Below are 11514 nucleotides of genomic sequence, written 5' to 3'. Positions count from 1 at the left end.
GTCTTGCCATGGTCTTCTCCTCGCTCGCAGCATCATGCTGCTGTTACGCGGAAAATCCACTTATCCCGGCTGTTCAGGTTCCCGCAGCCACCTCTCTCGACCGCCGGGCTCACCGAAGCGGAGGTCGCCGTCGGCGATACTTTCCGGCTGGGCGACGCGCTGATCCAGGTCTCGCAGGGGCGCCAGCCTTGCTGGAAGCTCAACCACCGCTTCGGCGTGGCCGACATGGCGCGGCGCGTGCAGCAGGCCGGACGCACGGGATGGTATTACCGGGTGCTCCAGACCGGCACCGTTACCCCCGGGGACCGTCTGGAGCTGATCGACCGCCTGGCACCGGACTGGACTTTACGACGGCTCTGGCACGCTCTCTATGTGGACCGGATGAACCTGGTCGAACTAGAAGGCATCGCTGAGCTCGATGTCCTGGCCGAGGGCTGGCGCAAATACGCGCTCCGGCGGTTGGAAAGCCGCCGGGTCGAGGATTGGAGCGCAAGACTGGACGGCTCCGCATGAAAGCCCCCCCTTTCGTCATTTCCATCCAGAGCCAGGTGGTCTTCGGCCATGTGGGCAATTCCGCAGCGCTCTTCCCGATGCAGGCGGCAGGCCTCGAAGTGGCGGCGATCCCCACCGTGGTCTTCTCGAATACACCCGATTACCCGACCCTGCGCGGCGGCGCCCTGCCGCCCGAATTCTTTTCCGACCTGCTGCAAGGCGCTCGCGAACGCGGTCTCTCCGAGCGGGCGGATTACATTCTCACCGGCTATATCGGCTCGCTCGACGTGGCCGAGATGGTGGCGGATTTCGTGGCCGAGGCGAAGGCCGCGAACCCGCGCCTGTGCTACATCTGCGACCCGCCTCCCTTGAGGGAACCAGCCGATCGTTGACCCGTGGTGCGGATTTCCCCACTGTGTCGTGATGATTTACGTCCTAGCATATCCACAGTTTGACCCGAGGGCGACAGCGCTCCGCCATCAAGTTTCGCAAGACCTCATTGATTGCAATCAATATTCATGAGATACACCGACTTAAGATCAATCATCGGGACCAAGAACTGAATTTCATGGAGCAGGCGCAAAGGAATCCGTTTTCAGCTGCAGTAACCGTTTTTCACGAGCGCTGGCTCCCCGAGGAGTCCACACCTGCGGGCTATGCTGCGCTGATCGATGCCTATGCGCTCGCAACGCCCCTGCCCCGGACACTTTCCGCCATCGGCCCACGTCACAAGGTCTACGAGGCTGACGGCTGGCGCCTCTACACGCCCCGCCATGAACCCGAGGCGAGCCTCATCGGTCATCTGACCTTCGCGCTGCGCTACGAGGGGCTGGATCTGGCAGTTCTCAAGCGGCTGTTCAAGGCAACCGGGCCAGAGCCGATCCAGGCCATTGTCGAGGCTGCCCCGACGGGCAGCTACGCGCGCAGGATCTGGTTCCTCTATGAATGGCTCCTCGGCGCGGAATTGGAGCTGCCCGACGCTACACGCGGCAATTACGCGCCCGTGGTCGATGCCAGGCTCCAATGGGACGCAGAGGGCGCCCCCTCGACGCGCCACCGGGTCCGCAACAACCTGCCCGGCACCCCGGATTTCTGCCCGATGATCTTCCGCACTCCGGCAATCGAAGCCTTCATTGCCCGCGATCTGGCAGCCGAAGCCCGCGCGGTACTGGCCGAGGTGCCCGCCGATCTGCTCGCGCGCACGGCGGCCTTCCTGCTGCTCAAGGATTCACGGTCGAGTTTCCAGATCGAAGGCGAGAACCCGCCCCAGGATCGTATCCGGCGCTGGGGCCAGATCATCGGTGACGCCGGGCGCCATCCGACCGACCGGGCAGAACTCGAACGCCTCCAACGCATCGTCATCGGCGATGCCCGCTTCGTCCATCTGGGCCTGCGGCAGGAGGGCGGCTTCATTGGCGAGCACGACCGCACGACCGGCGCCCCCCTGCCCGATCACGTCAGCGCCCGGCATGAAGACCTGCCTGCGCTGATCGCCGGGCTCGAAGCGTTCGACCGCGATATCGCCCCGCGGCTCGACCCTGTTCTGGCGGCCGCCAGCCTCGCCTTTGGCTTCGTCTACATCCACCCGTTCGAGGACGGCAACGGGCGCCTTCATCGCTACCTGATCCACCACATTCTTGCTGCACGCGGCTTCAATCCGCCCGGGCTGGTCTTTCCGGTGTCGGCGGTGATCCTCGAACGGATCGAGGCCTATCGGCAGGTGCTCGAGAGCTATTCGCGTCGACTGCTGCCCCATGTCAGCTGGCGCCCAACCGATCGCGGGAACGTCGAGGTGCTGAACGACACCGGCGATTTCTATCGCTTCTTTGATGCCACGCCCCATGCCGAATTCCTCTTCGCCTGCGTGGCCCAGACCATCGACCATGACCTGCCAGCAGAGACCCGGTTCCTGCGTGCCTATGACGGGTTCAAGTCCCGCGTCTCGGGCCTGATCGACATGCCGGACCGCGTGCTCGACCTGCTCTTTCGCTTCCTGCACCAGAACGGTGGCAGGCTTTCCGGACGCGCCAGAGCGAAAGAGTTCGCCGCTCTGACCGATGAGGAGGCTGACCGGATCGAAGCCATCTATGCGGAGTTGCGGGAGGAGTTCTGAGGCCGAACCTCCTCACCCAAACCGTTGGCCGGCTTCAGTGAAGGTGTAGCCGTTGGCGACGATGGTCTCATCGACGACGTCATCCGACGACAGATAGTCAAACTCGCGCTTGAGCTGGCGGTAGAGCCAGCGGGCCAGATCGCGCAACGCCTTGATAACCACCTCCTCGGCGTCGGCGGTCAAGTCCTGCCAGCTCGGGCTATCACGCTCGACCGAGATCGCCATGCAGTACTCATGGTAATAATGGCCGCGATGGGTGGCTTCGGCGCGAAGCTGGTAGAAATTTCGACGCTGGATCACCTGCAGGGCATCGGCGATGCAGTGAAGCTCGGTGTCCTGCGGTGCGTATTCCCTGATCCGGCGTGGGGCGCCCTTGCGGTAGGCATAGAAGATTTCGAAGCACGCGCCATCCCCCTGGCTCCAGAAGCCTCGGAACCAGATGCAAGGCTCCCGTCGGGTGCCGCCGCCCATCAACCGGACGGTTCGGGTCTTGAGGTTCAGCCCGAGGATTTCGGCGACGCGCTGGAAATCCTCATAGACGGCATCGTACCAGTTATGGTCGAAGCCACCCAGACCTTCCCCCCGTCCGTGATCATGGATGCCCGCTGACGCGGGCGAAGACGAAGACCACGACACCTAGTCGAATGAGCGAGAGGGGGGCCAGCTAGGTCCCTTTTCCTTGTCGGTGGCCTGCCGATGGCCCCGCGTTAGCGGGAAATGCCCCCAAGCCTGAAATTCAGCTTGAAGACAAATTTTTATGTTTTTTATCATATATTTGCGTGAATCTCGAAAGCGTGGCATAGCTAGATCACCGAAGCGCAAACGGAAGCCGAAAGGAGGCCCGCCGATGCCAAGATGACCTAGAGAAAGGAGATACACGCTTGGACACTACCTTGATGCTCATGGCCCGCTACGAAGGCCGCCCCATCCTGCCGGTGGAAGTAATCTGCAAGGACTTCTTCCCCCACCTGACCCGCGAAAAGTTTCTGCGTAAGGTGGCGGACGGCGCAATCAAGCTGCCCCTTGTACAGATCGAAGGTTCGCAGAAGAGCGCGAAGGGCGTGGACCTGCGCGACCTCGCGGCGTACTATGACGAACGGCGGGAAGCCGCCCAGAAGGAATTCCACCAGCTTCACGGGTGACGCTCAGTCGCCCTTCTGTATGACTTCCGTATGACCTACCGAAAACGCGCCGCCTAACCAATTGGTTATGCGGCGTTTTTCATTCTGTCGGTAAAATCCATCATAGGCGCCACGGAAAGTTTGTGCGAGGGATACATCGGTGCGGGTTCTGTCATAGGCAGGGCGCCCGTCCGGCGAAGGCAGGGGCCGGTTCGGGCTGGATTACAAGGGCGTCGCTATACACACCTGCGACGACGGGGCCAAGCCATTCGGGCGATTTTGGCATTTTCCGTGCTGCATCGCACGCGGATCGGTGATCTAGAAGATGTAAACTACAGGACAGCCGATGCCGAATCCTTCCGTCACACTCCTGACCGGCCGCGCCGCCCCCCTAACGGGGCGGGATATCCTCAGCGGCATCGCCAAGACGCCTGTCGACCGGCCCCTGTCGCTTGGCCCCGGCGGGCTCGAAGGTGACGAACAGGCCGACCTGCGGGTGCATGGCGGGGTGGAAAAGGCCGTGCATCACTATCCGCTGGATCACTATGCCCTGTGGCGGGCCGAACTGGGCGACCTGCCCCCGTTGCGCGCACCGGGCGGCTTTGGCGAGAATATCTCCGCTGCCGGACTGACCGAGGCGGATGTCGCGGTGGGCGATGTGTTCCGGCTGGGCAGCGCCATCCTGCAGGTGTCGCAGGGGCGCCAGCCCTGCTGGAAGCTGAGCCACCGTTTCGCCGTGCCCGACATGGCGCGGCGCGTGCAGCAAAGCGGGCGCACCGGCTGGTATTACCGTGTGCTGCAATCCGGTACGGTAGCCCCCGGCGACCTGCTGGAGCGGATCGAACGTCCCGTTCCGGAGTGGAGCCTGCACCGGCTCTGGCATGCGCTCTATGTCGACCGGCTGAACCGGGCCGAGCTGGAGGGTATCGCCGCCCTTGACCTGCTGGCCGAGGGCTGGCGCAAATATGCGGTCCGGCGGCTGGAAAGCGGCCGGGTCGAGGACTGGAGCAACAGGCTGGACGGCCCCGCATGACCCCGCCCCCTTTCGTGATCGCCATTCAAAGCCAGGTCGTCTTCGGCCATGTCGGCAATTCCGCCGCGCTGTTTCCAATGCAGGCGGCGGGGCTGGAGGTGGCGGCCATCCCCACCGTGGTGTTTTCCAACACCCCGAATTACCCCACGCTGCGCGGTCGCGCCCTGCCGCCGGAGTTCTTTTCCGACCTGCTGCAAGGCGCGCGCGAACGCGGTCTGGCGGAACGGGCGGACATCCTGCTGACCGGCTATATCGGCTCGCTGGATGTGGCGCTGATGGTGGCCGATTTCGTGGCCGAGGCGAAAACGCTGAATCCGCGGCTGACCTATTTGTGCGACCCGGTGATGGGCGATGCGGGGCCGGGCCTTTATGTGCCCGAGGCAATTGCCGATGTGATGCGCAACCGCCTGTTGCCGCTGGCCGATCTGGCGACGCCCAACCCGTTTGAACTGGGCTGGCTGACCGGAGGGACAACCCGCACGCTGGCGGATCTGCAAACCGCGCGTGACAGGCTGACGCTTGCCCCGGCGGCGCGACTGATCGTGACCGGCTGCGCGCTGGAGGATACGCCAGAAGGCCATATCGAAAGCGTCATCCTTGGCCCCGGAGGAACAAGCCGCCACCCGACACCGCATCTGCCGATTGCCCTGCCCGGCACTGGCGATCTGTTCGCCGGGCTGGTGGTCGCGGGTCTGGGCCGGGGGCTGACGCTGCCCCGCGCGGTGGAAACCGCGCAGGTGCTGACGGCACGCGCGCTGGCCCATGCGCAGGCGCTTGGCGCGGGCGAGGTGGTGCTGACCGAACCGGAGTTCCGCCGCGCACTGCTGACACTGGGAAGCCCCTGACCGGCGCCTCAGCCCTCGCGCCCGTCGGCCCCCAGCAGCGCCGCGAGTTCGATGGCATTGCGCACCCCCATCTTGGCCAGAACCCGGCCGCGATGCACCTCGACCGTGCGCATGGCGATGCCAAGCTGGTCAGCGATCTGCTTGTTCAGCGCCCCGGTCAGCATGGCGCGCAGCACCTCGTCCTCACGACCCGACAGGGTGGCGCGGCGGGCGGCCAGATCGCGCCGCGCCGCCGCCTCGGCCTCGGCCGCCTGATGGGCGGCGATGGCGCGCAGGGCCAGATCGACGATCTGGTTGTCATTGAACGGCTTTTCCACGAAATCGAAGGCCCCGGCCTTCAGCGTGCGCACCGCCACCGGCACATCGGCATGTCCGGTCAGAAAGATCACCGGCACCGGATTGCCCATGGCGCGCAGCCGTTCAAACACCTCCGGGCCGGAAAGCTCGCCCATGCGCACGTCAAGGATGACGCAGGCGCAATCCTCCAGCGGCTGCGCGGCCAGAAATTCCTCACCCGAGGCCCATCCCCGCGCCGCCACCCCGCGCGAGGCCAGAAGGAAGGCCAGCGCGTCGCGGATCGCCTCTTCATCATCGACGATATGGATCATCCCGCTCATTCCGCTGCCCTTTCCTGTTCCCCGGCCACCGGCAGGCTGACCCGGAATACCGTGCCGCCCGAGGCCGCCGCGCGATGGGTCAGCTGCCCGCGGTGCAATTCGATGATCGAACGGCAGATCTTCAGCCCCATGCCCATCCCCTGTGCCTTGGTGGTGGCGAAGGCGTCGAACAGCCGCCCCGCCACCTCGGGCGCGATGCCCGCGCCATGGTCCTCGACCTCGATCACCGCCTGCCCCTCGTCCTGCACCAGCCGCACCGTCAGCGTATCGCCGGACCGCGTGTCGCCCATCGCCTCCATCCCGTTGCGGATCAGGTTGATCAGCACCTGTTCCAGCAGAATCCGGTCCGCTGCGACGCGGGGAACGGCGGAAATCCCGGTCACCAGCCGGACACGGTGTTCGCGTGCATCCGCCGCCAGAAAGCCCACGGTTTCCTCTATCACCTCGTCCAGCGCGATCTGCGAAAACTGCGGCTCGCGCTTCTTCACCAGATCCTGAATGCGGCGGATGATCAGCCCGGCCCGGCCCGCCTGCTGCGCCAGTTTCTCGGTCGCGCCGCGCAACATGGCCGGATCGGCGCGGCCGCTGTCCAGCAGGTTCAGGATGCCCGCCGCGTATGAGGCGATGGCCGACAGCGGCTGGTTCAGCTCATGCGCAAGGGTCGAGGCCATCTCGCCCAGCGTCACCAGCCGCCCGGTGCGCGCCATGGTTTCATCCTGTGCACGGGCCAGACGGGCGGCGCGTTTGGCTTCGGTGATGTCGATGACCGATCCCATCCAGCCGCGATGCGCGCCCTTCGCGTCGATCAGCGGCGCCTCGTAGACCTGCACGTCGATTTCCTGCCCGTCGCGGCGGCGAAAGCGCGTCTCGAAGCTCTGGCTGATTGCACCGCCCGCCGCCAGTGCGCGATGGCGGGCCTGCGTCTCGTCCAGCCGGGCCGGGTCCCAGTAGGGCATCGGCGGGTGATGCCCGACAAGCTCGCCCGCCTGCCAGCCGACCAGATTGCAGAAGGCGGAATTGACGTAGAGAATGCGGCCCTGATGGTCCTTGGCGCGCAGGCCCACGGTCAGGCTTTCCTCCATCGAGCGGCGAAAGGCCGTTTCACCGCGCAGCCGCAATTCGGCGCTGCGCCGCCGCTCGGCCGTGCGGAACAGCACCAGAAGCGCAAGGATGGCAAAAGCGGCCAGCCCCGCGATGGCCCCGATCATCAGGGCAGACCGGAAGCCCGCAGGCGCGTCATAAGCGGTGATGCGCAGCAATGTGCCCCGGATCGGCGGGTCAAAACTGATGGCATGCGAAGGGTTTGCCAGGTCCGGCTCCAGCCGCTGCCGTTCGGCCAGCACCCGGTCATCCCCGGCAAGGATGCGCACGCCATATTGTTCGGCGATCCACCACGGCACATGGCGGTCCAGCATCACCGGCAGGGCCACGGTCGCGCTGACATAACCGCTCTGCCCCGGCAGCGGCAGCGCCAGGGTCACGCGCCCGTCGGCGCCGACCGCGCCGTAGACCGGACGCGTCGCCTGTGCGCCGGTGCGCCGCAACAGCGCCACCAGATCGGCGTCACTGGCAGCCCCCGCGCCGGGCAGCGCGCGGGCCGGACGGCCATTGGCATCATACCAGACGATCGACAGGAGTTCGGGATTGTTGGCGATATGAAGCCGCCCCCGTGCATCCAGCGCCTGCGGTGGCACGCCCCCAGCCGCATCCAGCGCCAGCCGCACCAGCATGTCCTCGTCCACCGACAGCTGGAAGCGCAGGGTCTGTTCCACCCACAGCGCATCGGTGGCGAGCTTCACCCGTGCCTGTTCGGCCTCGCTGCGGCTGACGGCCCAGACCAGCGCGCCCACCGTGGCGACCAGCGCCACGATGGCAACCAGCGGCACCAGCGACAGCAGATCCAGCCGTCGCAGTCGCGGCCGCCCACCCTCGACCGCCCAGGGGTCGCCCTCTGCCCCCGGCGGAACCGCCGATGCCGCCCGCGCCTCCTTGCCCTGCGCCAGTGCCGTAACCTCCCCCTGCGCCGCATGCCCCTGTTAGCGGGCGAATTGCGGAAACCCACAATAGCGGTGGCGCGTCCCGGCTGGCAAGAAGGTGAGGACCGCCGGGAGGGCGGAGAACACGGAGGAGATTCCCATGCTGACACGTCGCAGCCTCGCCCGCCTTGCGGGTGCCGCCGTCATCGCGCTTTCGACCGCGCTGCCCGCGCTGGCCGAACCCATCGTCATCAAGTTCAGCCACGTCGTCGCCCCCGACACTCCCAAGGGCAAGGGCGCCGAGAAGTTCAAGGAACTGGCCGAGGCCTATACCAACGGTGCGGTGAAGGTCGAAGTTTACCCGAACAGCCAGCTTTACAAGGACAAGGAAGAGCTGGAGGCGCTGCAACTGGGCGCCGTTCAGATGCTCGCCCCGTCGCTGGCGAAATTCGGCCCGCTGGGCGTGCAGCAGTTCGAGCTGTTCGACCTGCCCTTCCTCATGGGCAGCTATGACGATCTGCGCAAGATCACCGATGGCGAGGTCGGCAAGGGCCTGCTGGCCAAGCTGCAGGACAAGGGCATCACCGGCCTTGCCTACTGGGACAACGGTTTCAAGATCATGTCGGCCAACTCGCCGCTGCATGTGCCCGATGATTTCCTCGGCCTGAAAATGCGCATCCAGTCCTCGAAGATCCTTGAGGCCGAAATGCAGGCGCTGGGGGCCGTGCCGCAGGTCATGGCCTTCTCCGAGGTCTATCAGGCGCTGCAAACCGGCGTTGTCGACGGCACCGAGAACCCGCCGTCGAACATGTATACCCAGAAGATGAACGAGGTTCAGAAGCACGCGACGCTGTCGAACCACGGCTATCTGGGCTATGCTGTCATCGTGAACAAGGCTTTCTGGGATGGCCTGCCGGAAGATGTGCGCGCCAATCTCGACAAGGCCATGGCCGAGGCGACCGTCTATGCCAATTCGATCGCCAAGGAAGAGAACGACAAGGCGCTGGAAGCGATGAAAGCCGCCGGAACCACCGAGTTCCACGAGCTGACGGACGAAGAACGCGCCGAATGGGTGGCCGCGCTGAAACCCGTGCATGAGCAGATGGCAGACCGTATCGGCGCCGATCTGATCCAGCAGGTCTATACTGCGCTCGGCACCAACTGATCCGGCCTTCCCCAGAGACCGGGTCCACCACCTGCGGGGGCACCACCGCGTGCCCCCCTTTTCACAGCCGCCGCCCGGACCGGGGCCGCCGCTTACCCCAACGAGGTTCGCCATGATCCTGCGCATCCTCGACCGCTTCGAAGAAATCCTCATCTCGCTTCTCATGGCTGCGGCCGTGACGCTGATCTTCGTGGCGGTCGTTCACCGCTTTTCCATCGGCTTTGCCGCCGATCTTGTCGCCTGGGGCCGATCTGCCGATATGGCCTGGCTGCAATCCTTCGGCCGTTCGGCCTTCAAGGCCATCAATTCGATCAAGCTGACTTGGGCCCAGGAAGCCTGTATCTACCTGTTCGTCTGGATGGCCAAGTTCGGCGCCGCCTATGGCGTGCGGCAGGGCATCCATGTCGGCGTCGACATCCTTGTCGAGCGGCTCGAGGGCAATACCCGCAAGCTCATCACCATCATCGCCATGTCGGGCGGCATCCTGTTCACCGCGATCATCTCGTGGATCGGCACGGATTTCGTCTACCACGTCTATCACGGTGGCCAGACCTCGCCCGATCTCGAAATCAAGATGTGGCTGATCTACCTGGCGGTGCCGCTTGGCTCGGCCCTGATGTGCTTCCGCTTCATACAGGCTTTGTATCTGTATCTGACCACCGGCTACATCGCCCATCACGACCATGGCGCCGTGGACGGGCTTGAGGACGAGGCCGACGATCTGGCCAAGGGAGGCCACGCATGACCGCGCTCATCATCTTCCTCATCCTCGCGCTGCTGCTGGTCACGGGGATGCCGGTCTCCATCGCGCTGGGTCTGACCGTCTTCACCTTCCTGTTCGGCTTTACCGAAATCCCGATGGATTCCATCGCGCTGAAGCTGTTCACCGGGATCGAGAAGTTCGAGATCATGGCGATCCCGTTCTTCATCCTTGCCGGCAACTTCCTCACCCATGGCGGGGTCGCGCGGCGGATGATCCGCTTTGCCACCTCGATGGTCGGGCACTGGTATGGCGGCATGGGTCTGGCCTCGGTTCTGGCCTGCGCGCTGTTTGCCGCCATCTCGGGCTCCTCGCCCGCGACGGTGATGGCGGTGGGTTCCATCCTGATCCCGGCCATGGTGAAACAGGGCTACCCGCCGCAGTTCGGCGTGGGCACCATTGCCACCGCAGGCGGGCTTGGCATCCTGATCCCGCCCTCCATCGTGATGGTGATGTATTCGGTCGCCACCTCGGGCATGGTCGTCACCGGCGCTGACGGGCAACCCGTGCTGTCGGCCTCCATCGGCACGCTGTTCATGGCGGGTGTGGTGCCGGGCCTGATGCTGGCGGCGATGCTGGGCGGCACGACGATCTTCCGCGCCTGGAAGAATGGCTATCCGCGCATGCCCCGCGCCTCGATGCGCGAACGGCTGAACGCCTTCCGCGAAAGCGTCTGGGGCCTCATGTTGATCGTCATCATCATGGGCGGCATCTATGGCGGCATCTTCACGCCGACCGAGGCCGCCGCCGTCAGCGCCGTTTATGCCTTCATCGTGGCGGTCTTTGTCTACAAGGACATCAAGCTGACCGAAGTGCCGAAGGTGCTGCTGTCCTCGGCCGCGATGTCGGCGATGCTGCTTTACATCATCACCAATGCCGTGATGTTCGCCTTCATCCTGACGTCGGAGCAGATCCCGCAGGCGCTGTCGGACTGGATCGTCAGCCTTGGCCTCGGCAAGATCGGCTTCCTTCTGATGGTCAACGTCATGCTCCTGTTCATCGGCATGGTGATGGAGCCTTCGGCCATCGTGCTGATCATGGCGCCGATCCTCTATCCGGTGGCTGTGAAGCTGGGGGTCGATCCGGTGCACTTCGGAATCATGCTGGTGGTGAACATGGAAATCGGCCTCTGCACGCCGCCTGTGGGCCTGAACCTTTACGTCGGTTCTGCCATATCCCGGCTGGGGTTGACCGAGGTGACGCGCGCCACCTTCCCCTGGCTGGTCACGGCGCTGCTGTTCCTGATGATCGTGACCTACATACCCGAGGTCTCGCTCGCCTTCCCCAGAATGCTGGGCATGAACTGACGGAAAGGCCGGGCCCTGCGCCCGGCCTTTTCATTCGGTGCCCTGCACCGCACGCATGAAAAAGGGGGCAGGTTGCCCTGCCCCT

The 11514-nt window shown here is 64.9% G+C and carries 11 protein-coding genes and 1 pseudogene; 9 read left to right on the top strand and 3 right to left on the bottom strand.

Annotated elements, in window-relative coordinates; genetic code table 11:
* The 3 genes and pseudogenes from C8N34_RS21485 to C8N34_RS21475 all read left to right on the top strand — a co-directional run.
* The coding region (locus C8N34_RS21485) for an MOSC domain-containing protein (RefSeq protein ID WP_244910754.1) at window positions 1-513 on the top strand (513 nt) is incomplete at its 5' end.
* Window positions 510-854 (top strand): annotated as a pseudogene (locus C8N34_RS21480) (pyridoxal kinase); the annotation flags it as partial. The gene C8N34_RS21485 and the pseudogene C8N34_RS21480, both read left to right, overlap by 4 nt.
* 206 nt (window positions 855-1060) lie before the next feature.
* Window positions 1061-2605 (top strand): Fic family protein, encoded by a 1545-nt coding sequence (locus C8N34_RS21475; protein ID WP_108130451.1) that lies wholly within the window; start codon window positions 1061-1063, stop codon window positions 2603-2605.
* Between the two features lie 12 nt (window positions 2606-2617).
* On the opposite strand, the gene C8N34_RS21470 is transcribed toward C8N34_RS21475, so the two are convergent.
* Window positions 2618-3205 carry an antitoxin of toxin-antitoxin stability system gene (locus C8N34_RS21470; RefSeq protein ID WP_229825243.1) on the bottom strand — a complete coding sequence of 196 codons (588 nt, stop codon included), beginning with the start codon at window positions 3203-3205 and terminating at the stop codon, window positions 2618-2620.
* A gap of 281 nt (window positions 3206-3486) precedes the next feature.
* On the opposite strand from C8N34_RS21470, the gene C8N34_RS21465 reads away from it, so the two are divergent.
* From C8N34_RS21465 to pdxY, 3 genes are all read left to right on the top strand, one after another.
* A complete protein-coding gene (locus tag C8N34_RS21465) occupies window positions 3487-3747 on the top strand; it encodes a pyocin activator PrtN family protein (RefSeq protein WP_242013870.1) in 261 nt (86 codons plus the stop codon).
* A gap of 325 nt (window positions 3748-4072) precedes the next feature.
* A complete protein-coding gene (locus C8N34_RS21460; protein WP_108130446.1) occupies window positions 4073-4759 on the top strand; it encodes an MOSC domain-containing protein in 687 nt (228 codons plus the stop codon).
* Window positions 4756-5604, top strand: coding sequence for a pyridoxal kinase (gene pdxY / locus C8N34_RS21455; RefSeq protein WP_054303775.1), 849 nt, complete (start codon window positions 4756-4758; stop codon window positions 5602-5604). The genes C8N34_RS21460 and pdxY overlap by 4 nt, the downstream gene beginning before the upstream one ends.
* 8 nt (window positions 5605-5612) lie before the next feature.
* Here pdxY and C8N34_RS21450 read toward each other — a convergent pair whose 3' ends face one another.
* Window positions 5613-6221 (bottom strand): response regulator transcription factor, encoded by a 609-nt coding sequence (locus tag C8N34_RS21450; protein ID WP_108130445.1) that lies wholly within the window; start codon window positions 6219-6221, stop codon window positions 5613-5615.
* Window positions 6218-8224: a two-component system sensor histidine kinase NtrB gene (locus C8N34_RS21445; RefSeq protein WP_422387676.1), complete on the bottom strand. Its 2007-nt coding sequence runs from the start codon at window positions 8222-8224 to the stop codon at window positions 6218-6220. The genes C8N34_RS21450 and C8N34_RS21445 overlap by 4 nt, the downstream gene beginning before the upstream one ends.
* Window positions 8225-8357: 133 nt before the next feature.
* Between C8N34_RS21445 and C8N34_RS21440 the strand changes: the two genes are divergently transcribed.
* The 3 genes from C8N34_RS21440 to C8N34_RS21430 all read left to right on the top strand — a co-directional run bounded on the left by C8N34_RS21440 (window position 8358) and on the right by C8N34_RS21430 (window position 11429).
* A complete protein-coding gene (locus C8N34_RS21440) occupies window positions 8358-9362 on the top strand; it encodes a TRAP transporter substrate-binding protein (RefSeq protein WP_054303778.1) in 1005 nt (334 codons plus the stop codon).
* 112 nt (window positions 9363-9474) lie between these two features.
* Window positions 9475-10107 carry a TRAP transporter small permease gene (locus C8N34_RS21435; RefSeq protein ID WP_108130443.1) on the top strand — a complete coding sequence of 211 codons (633 nt, stop codon included), beginning with the start codon at window positions 9475-9477 and terminating at the stop codon, window positions 10105-10107.
* Complete coding sequence (locus C8N34_RS21430) at window positions 10104-11429, top strand: TRAP transporter large permease (protein ID WP_054303780.1); 1326 nt, start codon at window positions 10104-10106, stop codon at window positions 11427-11429. Before C8N34_RS21435 ends, C8N34_RS21430 begins: the two co-directional genes overlap by 4 nt.
* Window positions 11430-11514 lie beyond the last annotated feature (85 nt).

Source organism: Gemmobacter caeni, from assembly GCF_003054195.1.
Classification (GTDB): domain Bacteria; phylum Pseudomonadota; class Alphaproteobacteria; order Rhodobacterales; family Rhodobacteraceae; genus Gemmobacter; species Gemmobacter caeni.
The sequence above is the reverse complement of the archived record's forward strand: the minus strand, read 5'-3'. Positions and strand labels throughout refer to the sequence as shown.

Bases quoted from the DNA above. Each gene is read 5' to 3' on its own strand.
- C8N34_RS21460 (WP_108130446.1), top strand. From the start codon at position 4,073: ATGCCGAATCCTTCCGTCACACTCCTGACCGGCCGCGCCGCCCCCCTA.
- C8N34_RS21430 (WP_054303780.1), top strand. From the start codon at position 10,104: ATGACCGCGCTCATCATCTTCCTCATCCTCGCGCTGCTGCTGGTCACG.
- pdxY (WP_054303775.1), top strand. From the start codon at position 4,756: ATGACCCCGCCCCCTTTCGTGATCGCCATTCAAAGCCAGGTCGTCTTC.
- C8N34_RS21440 (WP_054303778.1), top strand. From the start codon at position 8,358: ATGCTGACACGTCGCAGCCTCGCCCGCCTTGCGGGTGCCGCCGTCATC.
- C8N34_RS21450 (WP_108130445.1), bottom strand. From the start codon at position 6,221: ATGAGCGGGATGATCCATATCGTCGATGATGAAGAGGCGATCCGCGAC.
- C8N34_RS21475 (WP_108130451.1), top strand. From the start codon at position 1,061: ATGGAGCAGGCGCAAAGGAATCCGTTTTCAGCTGCAGTAACCGTTTTT.
- C8N34_RS21435 (WP_108130443.1), top strand. From the start codon at position 9,475: ATGATCCTGCGCATCCTCGACCGCTTCGAAGAAATCCTCATCTCGCTT.